We start from the raw sequence: 24,984 nt of genomic DNA on the forward strand, positions 1-24,984 counted from the left end.
TCGGGCGTTTGAAACCAAGCAAACGCAAGGAGTTATAGAATGGCAACTGCCGCAGGAAAAACCGCTGGCGAAAGCCAGACGAATGCCGACCTCGAAGCCGATATCAGGCAGTTGAAGGCCGACATCGAAAAGCTGACCAAGCAATTGGCCAAGACCGGCGAACATGGTTACGGGACCGCCCGGCGCGCTGCCGCCGAAGGCGTCGAGCAGTTGCGCGCCCAGGGCGAAGCCGCCTTCGACAGTCTGCGCGGCAACGCCAAGGACCTCGAGGCCCAGATTACCGCCAATGTGCGTGAAAAGCCGGTGACGTCGCTGGCCATCGCCGCCGGCGTCGGCTTCCTGTTCGCGCTTCTCGCCCGGCGCTAGTTTCGCCAGAGATGGGGACGCTGGCATCGCTGATCTCGGCCCTGGCCTCGGGTGAAGCCGTTGCCGCCATGCGCCGCGCGCGCACGGCGGCAATCGTCTATGCACTTGCCGCCGTGGCGGCTCTGTGCGGCCTCGGATTCCTTTTGGGGGCTGCCTATATCTGGGCCGCTGACCGATATGGGCCGATGGCCGCCTGCCTCGGCTTCGCGGCCTGCTTCCTGGTGATCGCGGGGCTCATCCTGCTCGTCCATCAACTGGCTGCCGGCACGCGCGCACGCCGCCGCGCTCGTCGGCGCAATGCCGACCTCAAAGCGCTGGGCATTACGGCGGCCCTTGCCGTGCTGCCGGCCTTGCTCAAGGGAAAAGGTGGCAAGGAACTTGTCCTCGGCCCGATCATCGCGCTGGTGGCGTATGCCATCTATAAGGAAAACGTCAAACCGGACCGGGATGACAATGCCGACGGCGAGGCCGAATAACTAGAGCGTTTCACCGTTTCACGGAAACGGCGAACCGCTCTATCTCTTTGTTTTTTCGCAATTCCCGGACGGAAAACCGCTCACACTTTTCCTGGAATTGCTCTAAGGGTCGGCAGGATACTCAGGTCGGCAGGTCTTCCAGCGGCAGCGATATTTCGGCGAAGACGCCTTCGCTGCGGAATTCGTGCACCACCTCGCTGGACAAAACCTTGGCGAGGCTGCGGCGGATCAGGATTGAGCCGAAGCCCTGGCGTTCCGGCGGCTGGACCTGCGGCCCGTCGCTTTCAAGCCAGGTCAGCACGAGGCGTCGTGCGCCTTTCTTGCCCAGCGCCTTCCAGTCGACGTCGACCTTTCCCGAGCCCACCGACAGCGATCCGTACTGCAGCGCATTGCTGGCCAGTTCGTGCATGATCAGACCGAGCCCCACCGCCTGGTCGGGCGAAAGCAGCAGGTCGGGGCCTGAAATCGCGATGCGCGGCTGTTCGGCAGCGTCGAACGGCTTGACCTCGATCTGCATCAATTCGCGAATGCCGATGCCGCGCCATTCGCGATCGGACAGCAGGTTATGGGCAGCCCCCAGCGCTTGCAGCCTGGCGCCGAAGGCTTCGAGGAATTCGCTTGGGCGGCGGGCATGGCGAACGGTCTGCGTCGCCAGCGCCTGCACGGTGGCCAGCGTGTTCTTGACCCGGTGGTTGAGCTCGCGCAGCAACAGCCTTTGCCGCTCCTCACCGAGCTTGCGTTCCGATATGTCGTAGTTGACACCGAAGATCAGCGTCGGTTTGCCCTCGCCGTCGCGCTCGATGACGCGGCCGCGGGTGGCTATCCAGCGCGGCGGATCGAAGCCCTTGACCCGGTATTCGCCGAAATAATCGTCGCTGCCGGTCAGGGCGTCACGAAAGCGCGTCTCGGTCTGGTAGACATCGCGGGGGTCGATGGCGCCCAGAATGTCTCGCGCCCGCAGCCGGTTCGAGCGCGGCAGGTTGAACAGCTCCGACAGGCGCACATCGCATTCGATCATGTCGGTGCGGATATCCCAAGCCCAACTCGCGAGCGAGGCGGCATCGAGCGCAATGGCGCGGCGTTTTTCCTCCTGCGCCAAAGCCGCCTCGGCAATGGCGCCGCTGCGGGTCGCGTCCTTGAGCGTAAACAGACTGGCGGCGAGGTCGGCCAGCGCCTTCAGTTGGTCGAGCGCCGCGGTGGACGGAAAGTCGTGCGGCTCGCGGTCAAGCACGCACACGGTTCCGATGCGGGCACCGGCCACCACCACCGGCGCGCCGACGTAGAAGCGGACATGATGCTCGCCGGTGACCAGGGGGTTGCGGAAGAAGCGGGGGTCGATGCGGGCATCGGTCACCACCATCGGCTCGTCGCCGGCCGCAATGGCGTGGGCGCAGAACGATATGTCGGTGGCGGTTTCGGTCTCGTTGAGGCCAACACAAGACTTGAACCACTGGCGCTCGGTATCGAGCAGCGTGACGAGCGCAATGGGCGCCTGCATCACGACGGCGGCAAGACCGGCGATGCGATCGAAGTCGGGGTCGGAGGCCGTGTCTATCGCGTCAAGCCCGTGCAGCACGGCAAGCCGCTCCGGCGCCGCCACGGCATGGCGGACCTCGACCGGCAGACCTGTTTTCTGTACCTTGCTATCCACCAAGCCCCCTCGCTTGCAGGCCCCGTCCGCCGTGGCGAGCGTCTGGCGCAGCCGTCGGGACCCGGAACTTTTGTAGCAAGCAATCGTTACCCGACCATGTTTCGCCAGCCATGGTTCTATCGACCATGCGTGCAGCCGAATGATAGGAACGCCGCCAATGACCAAGATCATCCCTGAGAACAAAGCCCGTCAGGGTCGCTGGGGTTGGCATGGCCTGCGCATTCTGATCGCAGCGCTGCTGCTGGCCTTCATCGCCTGGGGCATCGCCGAGATTTATGGCGAGAAGATCCGCAACAACGCTCCCGCCAACCAGAGCGCGCCCGTCAGCCAGGGGCAGCCGGCCGGCGGCTAAATCGCCCCTCGTCTTCGGCGCCAGCATCAGGCAGCCTTTGCCTGGGCGGCACGCGCCGGCACCAGAACTTTCAACGCGCCGGGATGAATCTGCACAGCTGTTTCGCGCTCCAGCTTGACCAGTTCGCCGTCGATGACGGCGCCGAACTTCTTGCTTCCCGTGTGGATTTTCACAACTGCCTTGTCGGCCTGATGGATTTCGACATGGTCGCTGTCGCGCCATCTGCCGCGCGCCATGTCGAAAAGAGCCCTGGCCAGTTGGCCGCGTTGCCGCGCCACGGTGACATAGATGCCCAGCACGCCGCCGGCAGGATTGTCGGCATAGGGCAGGTGACCCTCGCCGAACAGATTGTTGGAGATGCCGATGCCGCTGATGCGGGTCACGATCTCGGCGTCGCCGACCGTCAATGTCACCTTCATGGCGGGCGGATTGTTGATCGTCGTCCAGGCGGCTTTCGCCGAAGCACGGATCTTTCCCAGGCGCGAGGCGAACTCCATATTGTCGCGCAGCTTCACCATCCTGGCATGCAGGCCGATGGAGAATTGATGCACGAAGGGTCGGCCATTGGCGCTGGCGATGTCGACCGCGATGACCTCGCCGTCGGCAAAGGAAGTCAGGGCTCCTTCGAGGGTCTGCGGAATGCCCAGGCCGCGGGCGAACAAGTTCATGGTCCCTGCAGGCAGGACAGCCAAGGCTTTCTTGCCATTCATCAGCCGCGCCGCAGCGGCCGAAATGGTGCCGTCGCCGCCGCCAGCCAGGACGACATCTATGCCACGCCGCGAAGCGACCTTGTCCAGTGCAGCGACAATGTCGCTGCCAGCGACGACATTAATGTCGACGGTATGGCCAGCCGCCTCAAGCGTCTGGCGCATCCGGTCGGAAAACGCGGATAGATCGGTCGTCCGCATGGTGCCGCCGTCCCGGTTCAGCACCGCTGCAAATCGCATGCCCCACTCCGTATTCTTCAGTGGGCCGGATTGGTCCAGCCGTGGGCTGAAACGCCCCGGTCGGGCAAAGGTTCCGCAGGTCAGCCGAAAATGTCGCGCGATTCCACGGACTTGCCTGAGGCATCCGATGCCCCTCGTTTTTTCGGAACAAGCGCCTTGTCACAACGTTGTGATCCTATTGGAGGCGCCGCTTTCGGTCTCCCGGCAACGGTTTGCCGGTTGCGGCGCGCACGATCAGGCAAGAGGAGACTTATCATGATCCGCACTCTTTTCGCGACAACCGCGCTTGCAACGCTGATTGCCACCGGCGCGTTCGCGCAGTCAACGACGGCCCCGGCGACAAGCCCTGCGCCGGCTGAAGCCCCCGCCACCATTGCTCCGGCGCCGCAGCAGGCCGAAGGTGCCTTGATGACCAATATCATCGGCGAATCCGTCTATAACGGCACCGGTGATGACGCGCAGAAGATCGGCGACGTCAGTGATGTCGTCTTCGATGAAAACGGCCAGGCGAAATCCGCCATTATCGGCGTCGGCGGCTTCCTCGGCATAGGCAGCAAGAACGTCGCCTTCGACTACGGCAAGTTGCAATGGGTCGAGAGGAATGGTGACCGCTGGCTCGTCGCCGAGACGACGAAGGAAGCGCTGACGGCGCTGCCCGACTTTGACCGTAAGCCTTACGATCCGGCCCCGGCGCCTGCTTCCACGGCGCAGAGCGACCCGCAAAAGCCGGTTGATCTCAACGCCGCGCCGTCCGAGCCGGCGGTGAAACGCGCCGACGGCAATCTCGCCACCAACATCATCGGCGAGAACGTCTACAATGGCACCGCCGACGATGCCCAGAATATCGGTGACGTCAACGACATCGTGCTGACCAAGGAGGGCAAGGCGCAATCACTGGTGATTGGCGTCGGTGGCTTCCTCGGCCTGGGTGAAAAGAATGTCACCTATGATTTCGCCAAGGCCGAGTGGGCGGAGAAAAACGGCGATCGCTGGCTGGTGGCGCACACCACGAAGGAGGAACTGCAGGCACAGCCTGATTTTGACCGCAAGCCCTATGATCCGGCGCCGGTGACGACGATGTCCGACGCCGGGACGCCGGCTGCACCAGCAACCACGGCCCCTGCGGCGACCGCTCCGGCTGAGACGGCTGCTCCGGCGCCGATGGACAAGACAGCCGAGGCGCCGGCGGCCGAGTCACCGGATGTGAAGGCCACCGATCCGACGCAGACGGCGGCGATCGACAAGTCGACCCTGACCGAGATGCCGGTCGGCGAGATCAGGGGCGACGATCTGAAAGGCACAACAGTCTACGGCGCCGATGACGCCAAGGTCGGCGAGATCGGTGACGTCGTGCTGGCGCCCGACAGCAAGCCCGATGCGGTCATCGTCGATGTCGGCGGCTTCCTCGGCATCGGCGCCAAGGAGGTCGCGGTCGGCATGGACAAGCTCAAATTCATGACCGACAAGGACGGCAAGAAGTATCTCTATACCAACTTCACCAAGGAGCAGCTGCAGGCGCAGGCCGCCTACGACAAGGGCAGCTATGCCGAGAAGCGGGATGAGCAGCGGATGATGGTGCAGTAAGGAAGGGAATAGGGCAGGGATTAGGCAGTAGGCGAAGAATAGGTGGCTAAGCATCGAGCCGCCGAGATTTACTGCCTACTGCCTACCCACATACCCAACCACGCCATCATCCGTCAGTTCCGCCAGTGCTACGGACTGGTCGAGATGTTCGGCGCGCCAGGCAAGAAGCCGCTCCGCGAATTCGACCCGCACGCTAAGATACTTCGGATCGGCGGCAACATTGGTCAGTTCGCCCGGATCCTTTTTCAGATCGAACAGCAGCGGCGGCAGGCCGCCGCCGAAATGCACGTATTTGAAGTCTTCCGTTCGGATGACGGCCAGATTGCATCGGCGCGAGCCGATGCCGAAATGCCGCTCGGCTTCACCACTGGCAATCGAGCGGAAATCGAACTCCCAATGCGCCGCGTCGCGCCAGTCTTTGGGCGGTTCGCTTTCCAGAAACGGTTTTAGCGAGTGGCCGTCGAGATGCGGCTGGGCGTCGGCATCCAGCAGATCGAGCAAGGTCGGGAAGATGTCGACAGCCTCGGTGAAGTGGTCGACGGTCGAACCGGCTGCATTGCCGCGGCGCGGGTCGCGGACAATCAGCGGGATGTGATAGCTGCCATCGAAGAAGCCGCCTTTGCCCAGCATGAAATGATCGCCCATCATTTCGGCATGGTCCGATGTCAGCACGATGATCGTGTCGTCCCAGGCGCCAGCGGCATTGAGTGCCTGCCAGATGCGTCCAAGCTGCGCGTCGACCTCCGACATCATGCCGTAATAGATCGCTCGGATGGCGCGGAGATTGTCGTCGCCCCAGTCGCGCACATTGCCGTTAGCGCCGGGACGGAAGCTCTTCCGCTTCTGACGACCGAGATCGTAAGCCAGATAGGGATGGCTCTGCGCCTCCGCCTGCCAGCTTTCAGCGCGGCGAAAGGCTGGGCCGTCAGCCGCTTCATAAAGCGTGTTGTAGGGCGCCGGCACGATGAAGGGCGGATGTGGGCTGATGAAGGAGACATGCGCGAACCATGCCGTATCCTGCTCGTCCAGCCAGCGCATGAACTCGCCGGCGAGGAACGCGGTCGGCGTTTCGTCCCTGGAATAGACAGGCGGCGCGTTGGTCACGGCGTCGCCAACCTGTTCGCAGACAGGGCGATGAATGCCGGGAGAGCCGGCGCTGGTGTCGACGCCACGCGCCTTCAGCCATGAGAGCCACGGTTTCTGATGCTCGGGCAGGAACTGGCGCACGCTGAAGCCGGGCAGCACGCCCTCATAGCTTTTCAGGCGGGGGTCGCCCGGCGCCATTGTGCGTGGATCGGACGAGACGTCGGTGTAGCCGAACAAAGTCGGATCATAGCCGAGGGCGCGAGCCGATAGCGCGATGTTGCCGTGGCGGGCGTCGAGCGGCGTGCCGTTGCGGCAGACACGGTTGTTCATCTGGTAGAGGCCGGTGTAGAGGCAGGCGCGGGCCGGCGAGCAGGGCGCCGCGCCGCCGTAATGCCGGTTGAAAAGGACGCCCTCGGCAGCGAGTGCATCGGCATTCGGTGTCTTCACCACGGGATGGCCGGCAGCCGACAGGCAATCGCCGCGCCACTGGTCGCAGGAGATCAGGAGGATGTTCGGGCGTCTGCTTTTCGCGGCCAATGCTCTATCCTGTCACGTCGGGAAGACGTTCAATGAACCGGATTCTGGCGGCGGCGCAAGCCTGTCTCGCTCCCGCTGAAATGGTGAACGAAAATTTTCTGTCGTTCACTATTAGGATACAGTCCATTCTGAGTTTGCCGCCTTTGCCATTGCCGGGCGGACCCTCATATAGGCGTGGACAGCGGCAAGGGCCGCAAACACCAAGGGAAGGAGCAAGACATGCTCGACCAGATCAAGGGCCTGCATCACGTCACGTCAATGGCCGGCGATGCGCGCCAGAACAATGATTTCTTCACCCACAAGCTCGGCCTGCGCCGGGTCAAGAAGACCGTCAACTTCGACGCGCCCGACGTCTACCATCTCTACTATGGCGACGAGCACGGCACGCCGGGCTCGGTGATGACCTATTTTCCGTTCCCGGACATTGCCAGGGGCCGCCATGGCGTCGGCGAGGTTGGCACCACGGCCTATTCGGTGCCGGCGGGCACCCTTGGCTATTGGGAAAAGCGCTTTGCCGATGAAGGCGTTTCCGGCCTCTCGCGCGAAGATACGTTCGGCGAGAAGCGGCTGGCCTTTGCCGGTCCCGACGGCGACGGTTTCGCGCTGGTCGAAGACAAGGCTGACAGCCGCGCGCCGTGGTTGAAGGGCGGTATTCCCGCCGACGAAGCGATCCGTGGCTTCCACTCGGTGTCGCTGCGGCTCAAGGATGGCGGCGCCACCGAGGAGCTGTTGAAGTTCATGGGGTATGAGGAAGTCGACAAATCAGGCAATGTCAGCCGGCTCGCCATCAAGAACGGCAATGGCGCCGATGTCGTCGACATCGAATCGCTGCCGACGGCTGGCTTTGCCAATCTCGGCGCCGGCTCGGTCCACCATGTCGCCTTCGCGGTGGAGAACCGCGCCAAGCAGCTCGAAGTGCGCAAGGCGCTGATCGATACGGGCTATGGCGTGACGCCGGTGATCGACCGCGACTACTTCTGGGCGATCTACTTCCGCACGCCGGGCGGCGTATTGTTCGAAGTCGCCACCACCGAACCGGGCTTCGACCGTGACGAGGACACCGCGCATCTCGGCGAGGCGCTGAAACTGCCGACGCAGCATCAGCATCTCAGACCCTATCTCGAACAGCATCTGCAGAAGCTGGAAGGCTGAAGACGATGAGCAAGGACTCTTACATCCACAAGGCGCTGCCGGGTTCGCCCGGCGGCCCGCTGCTTTTCGTCTTCCACGGCACCGGGGCCGACGAGAGCCAGTTGCTGTCGCTGGGGCGCGACCTCGCGCCCCAGGCGACCATCATCTCACCGCGCGGCGATGTTTCCGAATACGGTGCGGCGCGCTTCTTCCGCCGCACCGGCGAGGGTGTCTACGACATGGACGACCTCGGCCGGGCGACCGGCAAGATGGCCGGTTTCATCAAGGCGCAGATTGCGGCGGCAAAGCCGTCTTCGGTGCTGGGCCTCGGCTATTCCAACGGTGCCAACATCCTGGCTTCGGTGGTGTTTGCCGCGCCCGATCTGTTCGATGCGGCGGTGCTGATGCACCCGTTGATCCCGTTCGAACCTGAGGTGAAGGGCAGCCTTGCCGGCCGCCGCATCCTGGTCACCGCGGGCAAGCGCGACCCGATCTGCCCGCCCAATCTGACCTCGCGGCTGGAGGCTTATTTGCGTGCCGATGGCGCCGATGTCACAGTGGAATGGCACGATGGCGGCCACGAGGTGCGGCCAAACGAGATCGAAGCGGCAAGGCGGCTTTTCGCCGCTGCGCCGGTTGAAGGAGCAAGCAATGGCTGACCAATTGCCGGAGATCGAACTCGAGGACCGCGGCTCGAAGGGCCGCTATGTCCTGCGAGGGGCGGGCGGCGCCGAGGCGGAGATGACCTTCACCAAGATCGGCGAGCACCAGATCATCATCGATCACACCGAAGTGCCGGACGCGTTTCGCGGCCAAGGCGCCGGGCTTCGGCTCGTCACCCGCGCTGTCGAGGATGCGCGGGTGTCGGGCAAGAAGATCATCCCGCTCTGCCCGTTCGCCAACGCCCAGTTCCGCCGCCATCCGGAATGGGCCGATGTGCTGAAGCAATAGGCCTCTTTGCCTTCTCCCCTTGTGGGAGAAGGTGGATCGGCGCGCAGCGCCGAGACGGTTGAGGGGTGCGTGAAAGATCACGGTTCTTGCCAAGCTGGAACACCCCTCATCCGACTTCGCTTCGCGAGGCCACCTTCTCCCACAAGGGGAGAAGGGATAAGCCAGCCGCTCAGCCACAAGAGCGAACACGTCTCTGGCATTTGCGCAGTTCGGCCTTCTTGCCTAAGTACACAGTTCGCTGCGGTTCGTCCGCTCCTGCCAACTGACCGAATGGCTTCCTGATGACCGAATCCGATCTCGTCCCCGTCTTCGACGGCCACAACGACACGCTGCTGCGACTTTACCAGTCGAAGGATACGGACGTCGAAAAGCTGTTCATCGAGGGGACGCAGGGCGGCCATATCGATCTGCCGCGGGCCAGGAAGGGCGGCTTTGCCGGCGGCATGTTCGCGATCTTCCCGCCGCCGGTGGAGAAGGCCAAGCGCAGCGCTGTGCCGCCGGCGCCAAGCGACAATGAGCCGCTGCCGCCGGAGCTGCCGCGCGCTGATGCGCTGACGTCCACCATCGCCATGGCTTCGATCCTGTTTCGGCTGGAGCGGGCGGGGGCGCTGACCGTTTGCAGGAGTGCCGCCGACGTGCGCGCGGCGATGGCGAAAGGCTCGATTGCGGCGGTGTTTCACATCGAAGGCGTCGAGGCGATCGACCCCGAGCTCACTTTGCTCGACGTGCTCTATGAGGCCGGCCTGCGCTCGCTCGGCATTGTCTGGAGCCGTCCCAACGCCTTCGGCCATGGCGTGCCGTTCCGCTTCCCGTCGTCGCCCGACACTGGGCCAGGGCTGACCGATGCAGGCAAGGCGCTGGTCAAGGCCTGCAATCAGCTGAAGATCATGATCGACCTGTCGCATCTCAACGAAAAAGGCTTTCGCGATGTCGCCGCGCTCAGCGACGCGCCGCTGGTCGCCACCCATTCGAACGTGCATGCGCTTTGCGGCCATTCTCGCAACTTGACCGACTGGCAGCTCGGCGCCATCCGCGAGACCGGCGGCATGGTCGGACTGAACTTCGCCACCGGCTTCCTGCGCGACGACGGCAGGATGAACTCGGACACCAGCCTCGACATCATGGTGCGCCATGTCGATTCGCTGCTGCAGGCGCTGGGCGAGGACGGCGTCGGCCTCGGCTCCGATTTCGACGGCGCCATGATCCCGGCCGTCATCGGCGACGTCGCCGGCCTGCCGAAGCTGATCGATGCGCTGGCCGCTCGCGGTTTCGGCCGTGCGCTGATCGAGAAGATTGCGTATCGCAACTGGCTCAATGTGCTGGAACGAACGATCGGGTGAGCCTTAGGCGCCCATGCGCTTCAGCCAGTCCTGGCCGCCGCGATCCCGGATGATCGGCAGCGGGTTTTCCGAGTCTAGCCGCGCGCAGATGCGGTAGACCTCGAGTGTCTCGGCGCTCATCTCGCCCCGCTTGTAGAAATACATGGCGGCGGCATAGCGCGTGCGGCCGGACCATTTTTCTCCGAGCGGTGTGTTGACCAGCTGCCACTGTTCGGTGGCTTCCGTCTCATCATCGGCTTCGTCAGTCATGGTCAGAAATCCGCCGGCGGATTGGCGGTGCGGCGGTCGAGCTTGATGAAGGGACGGGCCACCACCTTGGCCCGCTTCATCAGCTTCTGGTACTGCAGCTCGCGCATGGTGTAGATCTCGACCCAGAGGTCTTCCACCATCGTATCACCGTAGGGCCGCGCCAGAGAAGCGATGGCGATGTTGCGCTTGGCCATCGGCGACCACATGGCGGCGCTGACCAGGCCGACCTCCTGATGCTTCTTGTGATAGACGATGGCGTGCTCGGCCGGGATGTTGCCTTCGATCTCCAGCCCGACCAGCACGTAGCGCAGCTTGCGCTTGGCGCGGGCTCCGAGAATGGCGCGGCGGCCGTTGAAATGGCCTTTTTCCAGGTCGACCATGAAGCCGAGACCGATCTCGTCCGGCATGCGCAGGCGATCGGCGCGGATGGCATGTTCGGCGGTGGTGAAGTCGGCATTGGCGACGATCAGGCCGGCTTCCAGCCGGGCCCGATTGAGCGCGGTGTAGCCGATGGCGCGGATGCCGCGCAGTTCGCCTGATGTCATCAATCGGTCCCAGAGGCTGAGCGCCTTTTCGGCTGGGACGAACAGTTCGTAGCCGAGATCGCCGGTGAAGCCGGTGCGCGAGATGGTCACCGTGCCGCCATCATGCGGGAATTCGGCAAGGTCGAACACCTTCAGTTTCTCGACGCCGGCGAAGCCGGCATCGCGCAGCACTGCGAAGGACGTCGGACCTTGCAGAGCAAGGCCAGCGACGGTTTCGGTCTCTTCCTCGATCACCACATTGAAGCCGATGGCGCTGTCGAGAAGCCAAGGCAAATGCCGCTCCTGCGAACACAGGCGGAAGCGGGTCGGCGAGAGACGGAACAATGTGCCGTCGTCGAGGACGAAACCTTCGTCGTCGCACCAGGCGGTGTAGTGGACGCGGCCGGGTTTCAGCTTGGTGACATCGCGCAGCGTGACGCGATCGAGGAAGGCTTCGGCATCTGGCCCTTCGATGCGGTATTTGGTCATCGGCGAGATGTCGAACAAAGCCGCCTGGCTGCGGATGGCGAAATATTCCAGCTCCTCGTCCCACAGCGAATGCGGGGCGCGATAGCCGGCCCAATTGTACCAGTCCTGGGTCTTGGCCAGCGCGTCGATGTGCGGCTGGAACGGGGTGCCGAGACGCAAGGTGCGGAAATGCGATTGCGCGGCGGTGCGGGCCTTCGATGATTTGAGGGTGGGCTGATGGTTCATGATAGCGATCCTTCGCGCCCCCCTCTGTCCTGCCGGACATCTCCCCCACAAGGGGGGAGATTGGCCGTCATCGCGGCTTTCGCCAATCGCCAACATTTCAGGAATAAGCGGCTGCGCCGAAGCTGCTGATCTCCCCCCAAGTGGGGGAGATGTCCGGCAGGACAGAGGGGGGCGCCATAGAGTGCCGCGTTGGCGAATTGCAAAATCATGCTCACCCCTTCATCGCAATGATGCGCCGCGCCGCATTCAGGCCGGGCGCGCCGGAGACGCCGCCGCCGGGATGCGAGCCGGCACCGGCCAGGAACAGCCCGTCGATCGGCGTGTTGTAGCCCGACCAGCCGGAGACCGGCCGTGACATCAGCATCTGGTCGGCCTGCAATTCGCCGTGGTGCCAATGGCCGCCCGGCATGCGGTAATTGGCTTCGATATCGGCCGGCGTCAAAAGCTCGGCGTGCAGTACCGAGTTGCCGATGCCGGGAGCATAGGATTCGAGTTGCGCCATGATCGCCTTGAGGAATTTCGGCTTGCCGGCATCCCAACCTTCTTTCAGCGCATAGGGTGCGTATTGCACGACCGCTGACAGCACGCAGGCGCCGCTTGGCGCCAGCGACGGGTCGGAGAGCGACGGCAAGGTGATTTCCATCACCGGCTCGGGCGAGAACTCGCCATATTTCGACGGGTTGAAAGCGCGCTCGACATGGTCAGGCGAGGGCGCGATGACCAGGCGGCCCTTGTGACCGGCGGCGTCGACGCCGGAAAATTGCGGCGGCCGGTCGAGCGCCAGATGCAGCTTCGCCGCATCGCCCTTCATGCGGATGTTCTTCACTTTGCGTATAAAGCCGGTGTCGATCTCACGCGGCCCGACGAGGTCGAGCATGGTGGCCGCCGGATTGATGGCGGATACGATGGTTCTGGCGCGCAGCACCTCGCCGCTGTCGAGGGCGACGCCGACGGCGCGGCCTTTCTCGACGATGATTTTTGCCACGGGTGCGGCCGTGCGAATGGTGACGCCGGCCTTTTCACCCGCCGCGCGGATGGCGGCGACGACCGCGCCCATGCCGCCTTTCGGCAGCATCTGTGCGCCGGCCGCACCACCGGTTTCGCCGGCCAGCCGGTAGTATAGGCCGAGCAGCGACGTCGGCGATCGCGGGCCGAGATGGCTGCCCAGCGTGGCGTCGAAGGCGAGCAGGCCCTTCAGCCTGATATCGGCAAGCTGCTCGTCGAGCAGGTCGGCGACGTTCATCAGCAGAACGCGCAGGAAGTCACGCATGTCTTCCTTGCCGAGCTTCTTCAGCGCCAGCGCTGTCTGGCCGAGCGCTGCGGTCTCGGCCAGCGACATGCCGGCGAGATCGGGCGGGCGGCGCGACAGGAAGGGTTTCAATATGCCGGCATAGCGCATGAGTTGCGCGCGCAATTCCTTCCAGACGGACTGCTCGGACGGAGTGGAGCCGGTCAGCACTTCGCCGTAGGCGCCATGAAGGACAAGCGGCGGGCCGTCCTTCGACAGTGCAACCGACGGCATGAAGTCGCCGCGCGCGATCTGCAGTCCATGTTTTTCCAGCTCCAGCGTCTTCACCACGTCGGGATGCAGGCGGGTCAGCACATGCGCGATCGAGGAGACGCGAAAGCCGGGCGCGAAATCCTTGGTGCGCGCGGCGCCACCGACTTCGCTGGCGGCTTCCAGCACCAGCACCTTGCGGCCGGCTTTCGCCAGCGTTGCGGCAGCGACAAGGCCGTTGTGGCCGCCGCCAATGACGATTGCATCAAATGACGTCATGGGCCGGGCTCATATGCGAGGTTGACTTGGCGAGGTCGCGCAGGATCTCGGCTGCCGCATTGCGGCCGGGTGCACCCATGACGCCGCCACCGGGATGGGTCGAGGAGCCGCACATATAGAGGCCGCCGACCGGCGAGCGGTATTGCGCGTAGCCCGGCACGGGACGGTTGAACAGCAGCTGGTCGAAGGTCAGTTCGCCCTGAAAAATGTTGCCTTCGGTGAGACCGACCTCGGCCTCGATCTCACGCGGCGTGCGCACCTCCATGTGGACGATGCGGTCGCGGAAGCCCGGCGAGTATTCGGCGATCTGCGCAACCACGCTTTCGGCGAAACCGTCGCGGTCGGCGTCGGTCCAGTCATGGCCGTTCACCTTGGGCGGCGCGTACTGCACGAAGCAACTCATGAAGTGTTTGCCGGGCGGCGCCATGGTCGGGTCGAGCGTCGTCGGGATGACCATCTCGAGGAACGGATCAGCCGACCACCGACCGGCCTTCCAGTCGTCATAGGCGCGTTCCATGCGCTCCATCGAATCGGTGAAATGCATGTCGCCGCGATAGACCGGCGAATCCTTCGGCAGCGCCGGGAATTCCGGCAGCGAATCCAGCGCAATGTTGACCTTTCCGGACGAGCCTCGGATCTTGAAGTTCTTGACCCGGCGCAGGAAAATATCGGGTAGCTCCTTTTCCTCGACCAGTTTCAGGAAGGTGCGTTTGACGTCGGCGTTGGAGACGACGAGCTTGCCGTAAATCTCCTCGCCGCCGGCCAGCACCACGCCTTTCGCCTTGCCTCTGCCGACCAGCACATGGTCGACCTCGGCGCCGGTGCGGATGGTGCCGCCGCTAGCCTTGAACGAGGCGGCCAATGCCTTGGTGACGGCACCCATGCCGCCGCGTGCGTAACCCCAGGCGCCGACCGAGCCGTCGACCTCGCCCATGTAGTGATGCAGCAGCACATAGGCCGTACCGGGCGACATCGGCCCGAGCGCGGTGCCGATGATGCCGGACAGCGCGAAGTTCGCCTTGATGACATCGGTCTCGAAATATTCGTCGAGGAATTCCGAGATCGACATGGTCCAGAAGCGCAGCCTCAGCGCCATTTCTTCGGCCGACAGGCCAGCGAACTTCTTGCCGAGATAGAGCAGTTCGCCGAGGTCGCGCGGCTTGAGGCTGGTCGGGTCGGGCGCGGTGCGCATCAGCAGCGGCTGGATGAAGCGGCACTGCCGCGTCACGTCGCGTGAATAGCGGTCATAGGCTTCGGCGTCGCGCTTGGAAAAGCGGGCGAATTCGCGCCGGTGCGCATCGTGGTCGCGGTAGTTGGCAAGGTAGTCGCCATCGCGGGTGAACACGGCGCCGCCTTCATAGGAGATGACCTGCAGGCCGAAGCGCGGCAGCTCGAGGTCGCGCATGATTTCGGGGCGAAACAGCGAGCAGACATAGGAGCAGTTGGAGTAGAGGAAACCCGGCGTCAATTCGCGGCTGGTGGCGGCGCCGCCGACCCAGTCGTTTTTCTCTACGACGAGCACGTCGAGCCCGGCGCGCTGCAGGTAGCAGGCGTTGACCAGGCCGTTGTGGCCGCCGCCGATGATGATCGCATCCCAAGCCTTCATTCTCGTCCGTTTTCCCTAGGCGATCCGCTGTTCATTTTTGCGTGATCTCGTTCCCGAATGCGCGGAATTTGGCATGGCAGCCGGCATTTTGTCCAGCTATATTGAATGAATGTTCAACAAATAGTCTTGCGTTTTCGCTGGTATGCGCTACGCTTTGCCGGCAATCGAACGTTCGCAATTCGGCTGATGGGACCGAGGTTCGATGATCGAAACGGCAGATGCCGAACCGGAATATGACGACACGGCCATCCGCTTCCTCGAGGCGTTGTGGGGTGAGGGTTATCTGTCGCCGGGTGGACCTGATGAAGTCGACCGGGTCGTCGAAGGCCTGTCGCTCAGGGCCAAGACCATCCTCGATATCGGCTGCGGCTCAGGCGGCATCGCGCTGCATCTGATCGAGCGCCACGGCGCTGCCCATGCCACCGGTTTCGATATCGAACGCCCAGTGATCGAGGCGGCGATGAAGCGCTCCGCCGCGCGCAGGCTTTCAGATCGCGCCGGTTTCATTCAGGCGCCGCCAGGACCGCTGCCTTTTGCCGATGCTTCGTTCGATGTCGTCTTCTCCAAGGATGCGCTGTTGCACGTGCCCGATAAGGACGCGCTGTTTGCCGAGATTTTTCGCGTGCTGAAACCGGGCGGTGTATTTGCCGCTTCCGATTGGTTGATTGGCCATGACGGCGAGCCGTCAGCGGAGATGAAAGCCTATGTCACGGCTGAAGGCCTGTCCTTCGCAATGGCGTCGCCGGCGCGCTATGTGCAGGCGATGCGCCGCGCCGGCTTTGCCGATGTCGCCGTCAAGGACCGCAACCCATGGTATCGCGAGGTCGCGCGCGGCGAGCTGGAAAGGCTGAAAGGCCCGCTCTACCGGACAGCGGCGGCAGCGGTTGGGGCGGCCTATGTCGACAAGAACATACGAACCTGGGAAGCCATGCAGAAGGTGCTTGACAGCGGCGAGCACCGTCCCACTCATCTTCGCGGGTGGAAGCCGGCTATGGTGGGATAGCCGGCAATGTGGAGCATGACGGCACCGATGAAAGCTGCAGCGCGCGAAGAGCGATCCTCTGATCCGTCTGGAAAAAGCGAACCGGAAAAGCGCGGCCGCAAGGCGTCGAAGGAGGTCAGGCAGCAGCAACTGATCGAGGCGACGATCGATTCGCTCGCCAAGCGCGGCTACGCCGAGACGACGATGGCCGATGTCGCCGACGGCGCCGGCCTGTCGCGCGGCATCGTCAACTTTCATTTCGAGAGCAAGGAGAAGCTGCTGATCGCCACGCTGCAGTATATGTATGACGAGTATTCGGCACATTGGCGGGCGGCCCTGCAGAAAGCCGGTGATCATCCGGCCCGTCAATTGCAGGTGCTGGTTTGGGCCGACTTCGACCGCTCGATCTGCAACAAGCGCAAGCTCGCCGCTTGGCTCGCTTTCTGGGGCGAGGCCAAGTCGCGGCCGGTCTATCAGGCGCTGAGCAGTTCCCGCGACGCGTATTACCAGCAAGTCTTCATCGATCTCTGCGAGGCGCTGAAGCAGGGCGGCGGCTATGCCTATGAGCCGCAGGTGATGGCGCTGGCGCTGTCGGCCATGCTGGAAGGGTTGTGGCTGCGGCTGATGATGGGAACCGAAGACACCACGCGCGAAACCGCCCTGCAAGCGGCGAACGCATTCCTCGCCGCGGCCTTTCCCAAACACTACGCATAACCAAAAGCCGGCCAGTCGAGCCGGCAACGCAACGACAAAGAGGATAGAACAGCATGAAAAGCATAGCCAGACGCCTGACACTGACATTAGCGCTGACCGCAACGCTGGCGGCTTCGGCCGCAGCACTTGCGATCGCCGCCGACAAGGACCTGATCGTATTCGACTGGTCCGGCTATGAAGACCCGAGCTTCCACCCGAAATATGTCGAGAAGAACGGCGACTCGCCGACCTTCGCCTTCTTCGGCGACGAGGACGAGGCCTTCGAGAAGGTGCGCTCCGGCTTCAAGGCCGATCTCGGCCATCCCTGTTCGCAGAGCGTGACGAAGTGGCGTGAGGCAGGCCTGCTGCAGCCGCTCGACACCTCGAAGATCACCGGCTGGAAAGACCTCAATCCCGGCATCATGGCGATGAAGGATCTCGCGACCACGTCGGATGGCAAGGCCTGGTTCATGCCGTGGGACTGGGGCAACACCCAGCTCACCTACAACTCCGACAAGATCGACGCGAAGGATGTGCAGTCGCTGAAGGCCTTCGCCGATCCCAAATTCAAGGGCCGCGTCTCGATCGGCGACAATGTCGACGACGCCTATGCGTTGGCCAGCCTCGCTATCGGGCTGAAAGACTGGACCAAGATGACGGACGATCAGTTCAAGCAGGCGTCCGACTTCCTGCGCCAGGTGCACAAGAATGTGCGCTCCTACTGGACCGATACTACCGACGTCGTGCAGTTGCTGAGCGGTGGCGAGGTCGATCTCGCCTGGGCGTGGAACGATGCGACGGTACAGTCCGTCGCCGCCGGTGTGCCGATCAAGGCCAAGAAGGACACTGACGAAGGCATTTCGACCTGGGTCTGCGGCTATGTCCTGTTCAAGGACGCACCCGACAATGTCGACAAGGCCTATGACTACCTGAACGCGATCAACGATCCCGAGACCGCCAAGGTGCTGGTCAAGGACTGGGGCTATGGCCAGGCCAACGCCAAAGGCATGGCCGGTGTCGACCCGGCGATCCTGAAGGAAAAGGGCTATGACGACGTACAGAAATTCGTCGACAAGACACTGTTCCAATCGCCGGTTCCGTCGGCGCTCAAGCTCAAGATGATCGCCGAATTCGAGAAGATCAAAGCGGGCTACTAAGCCCCGTCAGGCTTCATCCGTCTGCCCGTGATTGCGCCGGGCAGACGGTCTCGCCAAGGTCGCTGAAATTCCGTAACGTCGCCCGGCTGCTTTTAGCGATGAGGAGTTTCGCACCATGAATTCCATGCTTCGCCGCCTTGCCCTTGCCGCTGCCTTAACGGTGGGCGCCGGCGCTGTGCTGGCTTATGCCGAGGGTGGTGGCGACCTCGTCGTGTTCGACTGGTCGGGTTATGAGGATCCGCTGCTGCATCCCGACTATACCGCCAAATATGGCGCCGAGCCGACTTTCGCTTTCTTCGGCGACGAGGACGAGGCCTTCGAGAAGATGCGGGCCGGCTTCAAGGCCGACATCGCCCACCCCTGCTCGCAAAGCGTGGCCAAATGGCGTGCGGCCGGCATTCTGCAGCCGCTCGACACATCCAGGATCGCCGGCTGGAAGAACCTCAATCCCGGCATCATGGCAATGAAGGATCTTGCCGTCAGCGCCGACGGCAAGGCCTGGTTCATGCCGTTCGACTGGGGCAACACCTCGCTGCTCTACCGCACCGACAAGGTGACGGCGCAAGAGGCGCAGTCGCTGAGGGTCTTCGCCGATCCGAAATTCAAGGGGCGCGTCACCATCGGCGACAATGTCGACGACGCCTATGCACTGGCAAGCCTGGTCATCGGCCTCAAGGACTGGACCAAGATGACTGACGCGCAGTTCCAGGAGGCGTCCGCCTTCCTGCGCGACGTCCACAAGAACGTCCGCTTCTACTGGACCGACGACACCGACCTCAACCAGGCCTTTACCGGCAATGAGGTCGACCTGGTCTGGGGCTGGAACGAGACCTTCGTGACGCTCAAGGGACAAGGCATGCCGATTGCCATGAACCGCGACACCACGGAAGGTATTTCGACCTGGGTGTGCGGCTATGTGCTGATGAAAGATGCGCCGGGCAAGCTCGACCAGGCCTATGATTTCCTGAGCGCGGTCAACGCGCATGCCGTGTCCGACTATCTGGTCAAGACCTTCGGCTACGGCCACGGCAACAGCGCCGGCATGGCGGCGATCGACCATCAGGTGCTGGCCGATCGCGGCTTCGACAATCTCGACAAGTTCCTCGACAAGACGCTGTTCCAGCAGCCGGTGCCGCCCGAGCTCAAGCAGCGCATGGTCACGGAATTCGAGAAGATCAAGGCCGGCTATTGACCACCGCATTGGAAAGAACCGACGTCGTTATCGTCGGCGCCGGTTTCACCGGCTTGTCGGCTGCGCTTGAACTGAAGCAAGCTGGCATAGATTTCGTGCTGCTCGAAGCGCGCGACCGTGTCGGCGGCAGGGTCGAAGCGGTTCGCAACGGGCTTGGCGAACGGATCGACAGCGGCGGCCAGTTTTTCTGCGAAGACATGCCTGAGGTGACGGCGCTGGCCGCCTCCCGCGGCAAGGCCTTCGTCGAAACCTATGTGAATGGAGACTTCATAACCCATCCGTCACTGTCGGTCGAACATGCCGAACGGACCTATTACGGCGCGATGGCGATCCGCGAGCGCATGAATGCGATCGAGCCGGACGACCCTTCGATCGCCGGCATGAGCGTTGCCGCCTGGCTCGAACGCCAGCCTAATCCAGCCGATGCCAAGACGGCTTTCCGGTCGATGATCGAAGGCCTGTGGTGCCTGGCGATGGACAAGGTGCCGCTGTGGTACCTGATCGACAATGACCGGCGCATCACCAACGAGGTGCCGGAACTGCAATATTCGCTGCTCGAGACCATGCAGTCGCTGGCCGAGGATTTGGCCGGCGATCTCGGTGACAGGGTGCGGCTCAGCGAACCCGTCACGCGCATCGAACATGGGCCGCAAGGGGTTCGTGTCGTCTCGGCAAGCAGCGCCATCGAAGCGCGAAAAGTGCTGGTGGCGCTGCCGCCGGCGACGGCCGCAAAGCTCGATTTCACGCCGGCCTTGCCGGCGGCCCTCGAGAAGGCGCTTGGCGTCTGGGAAAGCGGCGCGGTGATCAAGATCCTGGTGCGCTATGCCACGCCGTTTTGGCGAGAGCGCGACCTGTGCGGCATGGTGATGTGGCGCGATTTGCCCGGCCTGTTCGCCTGCGACGCCAGCAAGGATGCGGAACATGCGGCGCTGGTCGTCTTCGTCGGCGGACCGCTGGCACTGCGCTGGCGCCCACTCGACGATGCTGCGTTTCGCGCGGAAGTAACGGCAAGGCTGGTGGCGGCTCTTGGTCCGGACGCGGCCGACATTATCGATTTCAGCCAGCGCAACTGGATCGAGGACCGCTGGAGCGGCGGCGCCTACAGCGACCTCATTGTCGATGTAACGGCACGCGATGCCGAGCGCACGATCCGTGCCGGCGCGGCTCCTGTCCATTTCGCATCATCGGAGCTGTCGCCGTCATTTCCGGGCTATATCGAAGGAGCGATCGTGATGGGGCGCATCGCCGCGGGCAAGATCGTCACTGATCTCGAAACGCCATGAGGCAGTTTTGGGCATGCAATATCTCGGTTATGGCGCGAGCTCTGCTTTGACGTCACCGAGCAGCGCCATGCTGCCTAGCCGACCCAATTCGTCCGAACATTTCGCGCTCTTGCCGTAGCAGCCGAATGCAACCGTTACGCGCTCCGAAAGCGGTCCTATGCAGGGCAACCCGCTGTCGCCAAAGGTGGTCATGCAAGGCACGACGCGGCGTTCTTCGAATTTGAGGTCGCGAATACGGTCGAGAATCTGCTTCTGAAGTCCTTCGGCAACGTGAGCCGATCCGCCCGATCGGAACCAGTCTTTGATATCCGCCTCGCTTTCGAGTGGAATATCGACCGGATCGCCGCCGAGCTTTAGCCAGGTTTGGCCGTCCGGATAGGGGATCGGCGGCAGAATATAGGGATCCTCGCCCTTTGGCCCGAAACAACGCATCGACGGCATTTCGGCCAGGCGTTGAACCTCGGCCGCACCAAGCCGAAACATAACTGCGGTACGCGCATAGACCGTAAAACCCAATGATTGACCGAGCAGCGATTGGGTATGCCCGCCTGCTGCAACGAGAACCCGTTCGGCCTCGACACTGCCCGATCTCGTCCGGATCGTCACACCGGAGCCGCTTTCCGAAATCCCCAGAGCAGGCTCGTCGATGATCCGAGCCCCGGCGCGCTCCGCCGCGATCGTCTGCGCCCGGACCAGGCGACGCGGGCTGATGTATCCGGCATCCCGCGGCTCGAAATATCCCTGCATGCCCGCCCGTGATCTCAGAAACGGAAATCGCTCCGTGAGCCCCGTATCGTCATAGGCTTCACAAAGGATCCCGGCCTCGGCGGCGATTTCGCCAACCGAAGCGATATCCGTGCTTTCGCCAGGGCCAAGGTGAAGCACGCCGACTTCCCGGTAGAAATCGACACCGCTTTCCGCAAAAATCTCGCCGTAGCGCGCAATCGCAGCACAGTTCGCTTGCCGCCAAAATGGCTGTGAATCGAACCTCCGCGTGATGCGGCCCTCATCGTAGTGGCTTCCGAAGACACCGCCATGGCGCGAAAAATCTGCCGGCTCATCGGGCCCGATGAGCGTCACATCATGGCCCATCTTGGACAGATGCCGCGCAGCCGCTGACCCGATCAGGCCACGTCCGATCACTGCAACTTTGATCGCGTTGTGAACGCTCACGATTAAGTCCTACGCCGTGCTGCTCCAAGCGGGATGAAATCCACCATGTCAGAAGCGCTTGTCGACGTTCAAGCAATTCCTCGGGGTCGCAACCCAGGTCGAAAAGACGGCCAGAAACTATCTCGCCATCGTGACGTCGCTGCTGCAATCCTGTGGATCAGATAAGTGGTGTCCACGCGACCTAGTCGGCCATAGCGACCAAAGCCTCGGGGTCGTAGGCGAGGCGGATCGGGGTGCCGACCGGAATGTCGTCGGCGCCGAAATCATTGGTCTCGGTCACCGACAGCGGCTTTTCCAATCCTGGTATCTCGACAATCAGATGGGTGATCTCGCCGAAATAGTGGCGTTCGACCACCTTGCCGGCGACTTCGAATTTGGCCGTCGCATTGTCCCACAGCACGCGCAGGCGCTCCGGCCGGATGCCCAACGTGGCGCCGCCGCCATTGCGCACGAATGCCTTCGGCTTGTCGGTCCTGACACGGCCGAAGCCCAGCGTGTCGACGACCAGCGAGGCGGCGTTCTCCTCGACGATCTCAGCCTTGACGAAGTTCATGCCGCCGAGGAAGTCGGCAACCTGGCGGTTGACCGGCCGCTGGTAGATTTCCTTGGGCGAGGCGACCTGGGCGATCTTGCCGCCGAACATCACGGCGATGCGGTCGGACATTGCGAGTGCTTCATACTGATCGTGAGTGACCAGCACGAAGGTGATGCCTACCGCCTGCTGCAGCCGGCGCAGTTCGACCTGCATCTGCTCGCGCAGCTTCTTGTCGAGTGCCGACAGCGGCTCGTCGAGCAGCAGCACCTTGGGCCGCATCACCAGGGCGCGGGCGAGCGCCACGCGCTGGCGCTGGCCGCCGGAAAGCTCGGTGGCGAGGCGTTTGCCGAGGCCTATCAGCGACACCTGCGCCAGCGCCTCCTCGACGCGGCGCTTTTCTTCCGTCGCGCCCAGCTTCAGCCGTTTCAGCCCGTAGGCGACATTCTGCTCGACATTGAGGTGCGGGAAGATGGCATAGCTTTGGAACACCATGTTGGTCGGCCGGCGGTTGGCGGGGATGCCTTCCATCGACTGGCCACCGACCGAGATCGAACCGTTGGTCGGGTTGTCGAAACCGGCAATCATGCGCAGCAGCGTTGTCTTGCCGCAACCGGAGGGACCGAGCAGCGAAAAGAACTCGCCTTCCCTGATGGTCAGTGTCGCGTCGTCGAGCGCCTTGAAGGCGCCGTAGCTGCGGGTGACGTCGCGGATTTCGATCATGGGTCGATCAGATTGGGCCCGCTCGGACTTTGTTCGATCCTCCTGAGGCCGTTCGGCCTGGATTGGCTCAGGCATAGAGGCCTCCCTCGTTCTGGGTGCGCCTGGCCGCACGGCGGCGCAGGACTTCGGCAACGGTCATCAAAACGAAAGAGGCAAGCAGCAGCAGCGTGCCCAGCGCCAGCACGCCCGGCAGCTTGGCGGCGAAGCGCAACTGGCCCCAGATATAGATCGGCAGCGTCGTCTCGGTTCCGGTGAGGAAGAAGGCGATGACGAACTCGTCGAGCGAGATGGTGAAGCAGACCAGCAGGCTCGAAATGATCGCCGGCGCCACCATCGGCAGCGTCACTCGCCGGAAGGTGCCGAAGGCACTCTCGCCGAGATCGGCGGAGGCTTCTTCGAGGCTGCGGTCGAACCCCTCGAAGCCTGCGGTCAGCACCGTCATCGAATAGGGAATGCAGATCAGCACATGGCCGAGCACGACGGTGAACAGCGACAGGCTGAGGCCCAGTTGCAGCATGACCAGCAGCATGGAGATGGCGAGGATGATTTCGGGCAGCACCAGCGGCGCCATGATCAGGCCGTTGATGGTGCGGCGGCCGGGATAGCGGTAGCGGGTGATCGAGCGGGCGGCGAGGATGCCGAGCAGCGTCGCCAGCACAGATGCCGAGACACCGACGATCAGGCTGTTCCAGGCGGCTTCAAGCAGCGCCGGCGTCTTGGGCAGGTCTTGGTACCATTTCAGCGTATAGCCGGTGAGGGGAAACTTCGGCGTCGGCGCGGTGTTGATCGAGAAGATCGGCAGGAAGATCACGGGCAGATAGAGAAAGACGATGTAGAGGAAGGCGTAGGCGGTCAGCCAGCCGCCGGCAAAGAAACGCCGCATCGCCGTCATCGCGCCAGCCTCTGCAATGCGCGGATGATCAGCACCGTGGCGCCCGCCATCAGCGAGACGACGAGCATGGTGGTGACGGAAAGTGCCGCGCCCAGCGGCCAGTTCGATGCCTTGCCGAACTGCGCCTGGATGGCGTTGGCGATCATGACGCCGTCCTTGCCGCCGACGAGCTTCGGTGTGACGTAGTCGCCGACCGTCGGGATCATGACGATCAGCGCCGCTGAGATGACGCCTGGCACCGACAGCGGCAGCGTCACGCGCAGGAAGGACCGCAGCGGGCCATCGCCGAGATCCGTCGCCGCCTCGACCAGAGTGCGGTCGACCTTTTCTAGCGAGACGAAGATCGGCAGGATGGCGAAAGCCGCCCAGGCATGGGTCAGCGTGATGATGACGGCGCTGGAATTGTAGAGAAGCGCTGTCGACGGTTCGTCGATAATGCCGAGGCCCATGAGGCCGGAATTGAGCACGCCATTATAGCCGAGGATGACCTTCCACGACATCACGCGCAGCAGATAGCTGGTCCAGAACGGGATGGTGATCAGGAACAGCCACAGGCTTTTGTGGCGGCCGCCGTGGAAGGAAATGAAATAGGCGATAGGATAGGCGAGGATGACGGTGAAAAAGCTCACCGTCAGCGAGATGTAGAGCGAGCGCCACAGCAGATCGCGATAGATCGGCTCGGTCAGCGCGATGCGATAATTCTCCAGCGTAAATGTGTGGTCGATGGTGAGGTAGTCCTGGGTCCAGAAGGAGTGGGCGAAGACCACCAGGATCGGCAGCACCAGAAGAATGAGGGCATAGAGGAAAGTCGGGCTGATCAGGGCAAAGCCCTGAACGGGTTCGGACTGCAGAAGGGCGTTTCGCCTTGCTCGCGTCATGCGCCGCGCGGGCACCCCTTCGGCAGCTGCCGTCATTGCAGCGCCCCGGGCGTGATCTCGGTTGCTGGCTCGAACTGTCCCGCCATGATGCTCCCATTGACCGGGCCGGCTGCCTGTTCCCAATTTTTGCGGCGCGCGATTTTCTGGTCGCGCTCCAAGCTTGCCGGCTTTCTTTTCATCATGAGCGT

25 protein-coding genes are annotated in these 24,984 nt (G+C 63.2%); 13 read left to right on the forward strand and 12 right to left on the reverse strand.

Features of this window, described 5'->3' with window-relative positions; translation table 11 throughout:
- The first annotated feature begins 39 nt into the window (after window positions 1-39).
- Window positions 40-366, forward strand: coding sequence for a DUF883 family protein (locus H0241_RS13385; protein ID WP_181058073.1), 327 nt, complete (start codon window positions 40-42; stop codon window positions 364-366).
- Window positions 367-377: 11 nt separating this feature from the next.
- A complete protein-coding gene (locus H0241_RS13390) occupies window positions 378-842 on the forward strand; it encodes a hypothetical protein (RefSeq protein WP_181058075.1) in 465 nt (154 codons plus the stop codon).
- Window positions 843-963: 121 nt separating this feature from the next.
- Here the strand turns inward: H0241_RS13390 and H0241_RS13395 are convergent, their stop codons facing one another.
- Window positions 964-2,493: a sensor histidine kinase gene (locus H0241_RS13395; protein ID WP_181058077.1), complete on the reverse strand. Its 1,530-nt coding sequence runs from the start codon at window positions 2,491-2,493 to the stop codon at window positions 964-966.
- A 157-nt stretch (window positions 2,494-2,650) separates the two neighbouring features.
- Here H0241_RS13395 and H0241_RS13400 point away from each other — a divergent pair, with 157 nt between their 5' ends.
- Window positions 2,651-2,845, forward strand: coding sequence for a hypothetical protein (locus H0241_RS13400; RefSeq protein WP_181058079.1), 195 nt, complete (start codon window positions 2,651-2,653; stop codon window positions 2,843-2,845).
- Between the two features lie 26 nt (window positions 2,846-2,871).
- Here the strand turns inward: H0241_RS13400 and H0241_RS13405 are convergent, their stop codons facing one another.
- Window positions 2,872-3,792: a diacylglycerol/lipid kinase family protein gene (locus H0241_RS13405; protein ID WP_181058081.1), complete on the reverse strand. Its 921-nt coding sequence runs from the start codon at window positions 3,790-3,792 to the stop codon at window positions 2,872-2,874.
- A 255-nt stretch (window positions 3,793-4,047) separates the two neighbouring features.
- Between H0241_RS13405 and H0241_RS13410 the strand changes: the two genes are divergently transcribed.
- Window positions 4,048-5,376 carry a PRC-barrel domain-containing protein gene (locus tag H0241_RS13410; RefSeq protein ID WP_181058083.1) on the forward strand — a complete coding sequence of 443 codons (1,329 nt, stop codon included), beginning with the start codon at window positions 4,048-4,050 and terminating at the stop codon, window positions 5,374-5,376.
- 75 nt (window positions 5,377-5,451) lie between these two features.
- Here H0241_RS13410 and H0241_RS13415 read toward each other — a convergent pair whose 3' ends face one another.
- The gene (locus H0241_RS13415) at window positions 5,452-6,999 is read right to left on the reverse strand and encodes an alkaline phosphatase family protein (RefSeq protein ID WP_181058085.1); all 1,548 of its coding nucleotides are present in this window, start codon (window positions 6,997-6,999) and stop codon (window positions 5,452-5,454) included.
- A 219-nt stretch (window positions 7,000-7,218) separates the two neighbouring features.
- Between H0241_RS13415 and H0241_RS13420 the strand changes: the two genes are divergently transcribed.
- The 4 genes from H0241_RS13420 to H0241_RS13435 all read left to right on the forward strand — a co-directional run bounded on the left by H0241_RS13420 (window position 7,219) and on the right by H0241_RS13435 (window position 10,421).
- On the forward strand, window positions 7,219-8,151 hold the full coding sequence (locus H0241_RS13420; RefSeq protein WP_181058086.1) for a VOC family protein: 933 nt from the start codon (window positions 7,219-7,221) through the stop codon (window positions 8,149-8,151).
- A 5-nt stretch (window positions 8,152-8,156) separates the two neighbouring features.
- Window positions 8,157-8,789 (forward strand): alpha/beta hydrolase, encoded by a 633-nt coding sequence (locus tag H0241_RS13425; RefSeq protein ID WP_181058089.1) that lies wholly within the window; start codon window positions 8,157-8,159, stop codon window positions 8,787-8,789.
- A complete protein-coding gene (locus H0241_RS13430; protein WP_181058090.1) occupies window positions 8,782-9,081 on the forward strand; it encodes a GNAT family N-acetyltransferase in 300 nt (99 codons plus the stop codon). The genes H0241_RS13425 and H0241_RS13430 overlap by 8 nt, the downstream gene beginning before the upstream one ends.
- Window positions 9,082-9,362: 281 nt before the next feature.
- The gene (locus H0241_RS13435; RefSeq protein ID WP_181058092.1) at window positions 9,363-10,421 is read left to right on the forward strand and encodes a dipeptidase; all 1,059 of its coding nucleotides are present in this window, start codon (window positions 9,363-9,365) and stop codon (window positions 10,419-10,421) included.
- A gap of 3 nt (window positions 10,422-10,424) precedes the next feature.
- Here the strand turns inward: H0241_RS13435 and H0241_RS13440 are convergent, their stop codons facing one another.
- The 4 genes from H0241_RS13440 to H0241_RS13455 form a co-directional block, all read right to left on the reverse strand.
- Entirely contained in the window at window positions 10,425-10,670 is a 246-nt protein-coding gene (locus tag H0241_RS13440) for a hypothetical protein (RefSeq protein WP_181058094.1), read from the reverse strand.
- A gap of 2 nt (window positions 10,671-10,672) precedes the next feature.
- On the reverse strand, window positions 10,673-11,908 hold the full coding sequence (locus tag H0241_RS13445) for an aminomethyltransferase family protein (protein ID WP_181058095.1): 1,236 nt from the start codon (window positions 11,906-11,908) through the stop codon (window positions 10,673-10,675).
- A 211-nt stretch (window positions 11,909-12,119) separates the two neighbouring features.
- Window positions 12,120-13,685 carry a phytoene desaturase family protein gene (locus H0241_RS13450; RefSeq protein ID WP_181058097.1) on the reverse strand — a complete coding sequence of 522 codons (1,566 nt, stop codon included), beginning with the start codon at window positions 13,683-13,685 and terminating at the stop codon, window positions 12,120-12,122.
- Window positions 13,672-15,291, reverse strand: a complete 1,620-nt coding sequence (locus H0241_RS13455; RefSeq protein ID WP_181058099.1) for a phytoene desaturase family protein — start codon at window positions 15,289-15,291, stop codon at window positions 13,672-13,674. The genes H0241_RS13450 and H0241_RS13455 overlap by 14 nt, the downstream gene beginning before the upstream one ends.
- A gap of 202 nt (window positions 15,292-15,493) precedes the next feature.
- Between H0241_RS13455 and H0241_RS13460 the strand changes: the two genes are divergently transcribed.
- The 5 genes from H0241_RS13460 (at window position 15,494) to H0241_RS13480 (ending at window position 20,598) form a co-directional block, all read left to right on the forward strand.
- Window positions 15,494-16,294, forward strand: coding sequence for a class I SAM-dependent methyltransferase (locus H0241_RS13460; protein ID WP_181058101.1), 801 nt, complete (start codon window positions 15,494-15,496; stop codon window positions 16,292-16,294).
- A gap of 27 nt (window positions 16,295-16,321) precedes the next feature.
- A complete protein-coding gene (gene betI, locus H0241_RS13465) occupies window positions 16,322-16,987 on the forward strand; it encodes a transcriptional regulator BetI (RefSeq protein WP_181058103.1) in 666 nt (221 codons plus the stop codon).
- 53 nt (window positions 16,988-17,040) lie between these two features.
- A complete protein-coding gene (locus H0241_RS13470; protein ID WP_181058104.1) occupies window positions 17,041-18,123 on the forward strand; it encodes an ABC transporter substrate-binding protein in 1,083 nt (360 codons plus the stop codon).
- A gap of 115 nt (window positions 18,124-18,238) precedes the next feature.
- Window positions 18,239-19,315, forward strand: a complete 1,077-nt coding sequence (locus H0241_RS13475; RefSeq protein WP_181058106.1) for an extracellular solute-binding protein — start codon at window positions 18,239-18,241, stop codon at window positions 19,313-19,315.
- A complete protein-coding gene (locus H0241_RS13480; RefSeq protein WP_181058108.1) occupies window positions 19,312-20,598 on the forward strand; it encodes a flavin monoamine oxidase family protein in 1,287 nt (428 codons plus the stop codon). Before H0241_RS13475 ends, H0241_RS13480 begins: the two co-directional genes overlap by 4 nt.
- Window positions 20,599-20,625: 27 nt before the next feature.
- On the opposite strand, the gene H0241_RS13485 is transcribed toward H0241_RS13480, so the two are convergent.
- The 5 genes from H0241_RS13485 to H0241_RS13505 form a co-directional block, all read right to left on the reverse strand.
- Complete coding sequence (locus tag H0241_RS13485; protein ID WP_210284894.1) at window positions 20,626-21,771, reverse strand: NAD(P)/FAD-dependent oxidoreductase; 1,146 nt, start codon at window positions 21,769-21,771, stop codon at window positions 20,626-20,628.
- Between the two features lie 181 nt (window positions 21,772-21,952).
- A complete protein-coding gene (locus H0241_RS13490) occupies window positions 21,953-23,026 on the reverse strand; it encodes an ABC transporter ATP-binding protein (RefSeq protein WP_181058110.1) in 1,074 nt (357 codons plus the stop codon).
- 67 nt (window positions 23,027-23,093) lie between these two features.
- Complete coding sequence (locus H0241_RS13495; RefSeq protein ID WP_181058112.1) at window positions 23,094-23,918, reverse strand: ABC transporter permease; 825 nt, start codon at window positions 23,916-23,918, stop codon at window positions 23,094-23,096.
- Complete coding sequence (locus H0241_RS13500; protein ID WP_181058114.1) at window positions 23,915-24,832, reverse strand: ABC transporter permease; 918 nt, start codon at window positions 24,830-24,832, stop codon at window positions 23,915-23,917. The genes H0241_RS13495 and H0241_RS13500 overlap by 4 nt, the downstream gene beginning before the upstream one ends.
- Window positions 24,829-24,978: a hypothetical protein gene (locus tag H0241_RS13505; protein WP_181058116.1), complete on the reverse strand. Its 150-nt coding sequence runs from the start codon at window positions 24,976-24,978 to the stop codon at window positions 24,829-24,831. Before H0241_RS13505 ends, H0241_RS13500 begins: the two co-directional genes overlap by 4 nt.
- Window positions 24,979-24,984: the final 6 nt, after the last annotated feature.

Source organism: Mesorhizobium neociceri, from assembly GCF_013520985.1.
GTDB lineage: Bacteria > Pseudomonadota > Alphaproteobacteria > Rhizobiales > Rhizobiaceae > Mesorhizobium > Mesorhizobium neociceri.

Bases quoted from the DNA above. Each gene is read 5' to 3' on its own strand.
- H0241_RS13385 (WP_181058073.1), top strand. From the start codon at position 40: ATGGCAACTGCCGCAGGAAAAACCGCTGGCGAAAGCCAGACGAATGCC.
- H0241_RS13390 (WP_181058075.1), top strand. From the start codon at position 378: ATGGGGACGCTGGCATCGCTGATCTCGGCCCTGGCCTCGGGTGAAGCC.
- H0241_RS13400 (WP_181058079.1), top strand. From the start codon at position 2,651: ATGACCAAGATCATCCCTGAGAACAAAGCCCGTCAGGGTCGCTGGGGT.
- H0241_RS13405 (WP_181058081.1), bottom strand. From the start codon at position 3,792: ATGCGATTTGCAGCGGTGCTGAACCGGGACGGCGGCACCATGCGGACG.
- H0241_RS13410 (WP_181058083.1), top strand. From the start codon at position 4,048: ATGATCCGCACTCTTTTCGCGACAACCGCGCTTGCAACGCTGATTGCC.
- H0241_RS13420 (WP_181058086.1), top strand. From the start codon at position 7,219: ATGCTCGACCAGATCAAGGGCCTGCATCACGTCACGTCAATGGCCGGC.
- H0241_RS13425 (WP_181058089.1), top strand. From the start codon at position 8,157: ATGAGCAAGGACTCTTACATCCACAAGGCGCTGCCGGGTTCGCCCGGC.
- H0241_RS13430 (WP_181058090.1), top strand. From the start codon at position 8,782: ATGGCTGACCAATTGCCGGAGATCGAACTCGAGGACCGCGGCTCGAAG.
- H0241_RS13435 (WP_181058092.1), top strand. From the start codon at position 9,363: ATGACCGAATCCGATCTCGTCCCCGTCTTCGACGGCCACAACGACACG.
- H0241_RS13440 (WP_181058094.1), bottom strand. From the start codon at position 10,670: ATGACTGACGAAGCCGATGATGAGACGGAAGCCACCGAACAGTGGCAG.
- H0241_RS13445 (WP_181058095.1), bottom strand. From the start codon at position 11,908: ATGAACCATCAGCCCACCCTCAAATCATCGAAGGCCCGCACCGCCGCG.
- H0241_RS13450 (WP_181058097.1), bottom strand. From the start codon at position 13,685: ATGACGTCATTTGATGCAATCGTCATTGGCGGCGGCCACAACGGCCTT.
- H0241_RS13455 (WP_181058099.1), bottom strand. From the start codon at position 15,291: ATGAAGGCTTGGGATGCGATCATCATCGGCGGCGGCCACAACGGCCTG.
- H0241_RS13460 (WP_181058101.1), top strand. From the start codon at position 15,494: ATGATCGAAACGGCAGATGCCGAACCGGAATATGACGACACGGCCATC.
- betI (WP_181058103.1), top strand. From the start codon at position 16,322: ATGAAAGCTGCAGCGCGCGAAGAGCGATCCTCTGATCCGTCTGGAAAA.
- H0241_RS13470 (WP_181058104.1), top strand. From the start codon at position 17,041: ATGAAAAGCATAGCCAGACGCCTGACACTGACATTAGCGCTGACCGCA.
- H0241_RS13475 (WP_181058106.1), top strand. From the start codon at position 18,239: ATGAATTCCATGCTTCGCCGCCTTGCCCTTGCCGCTGCCTTAACGGTG.
- H0241_RS13490 (WP_181058110.1), bottom strand. From the start codon at position 23,026: ATGATCGAAATCCGCGACGTCACCCGCAGCTACGGCGCCTTCAAGGCG.
- H0241_RS13495 (WP_181058112.1), bottom strand. From the start codon at position 23,918: ATGACGGCGATGCGGCGTTTCTTTGCCGGCGGCTGGCTGACCGCCTAC.
- H0241_RS13500 (WP_181058114.1), bottom strand. From the start codon at position 24,832: ATGACGGCAGCTGCCGAAGGGGTGCCCGCGCGGCGCATGACGCGAGCA.
- H0241_RS13505 (WP_181058116.1), bottom strand. From the start codon at position 24,978: ATGATGAAAAGAAAGCCGGCAAGCTTGGAGCGCGACCAGAAAATCGCG.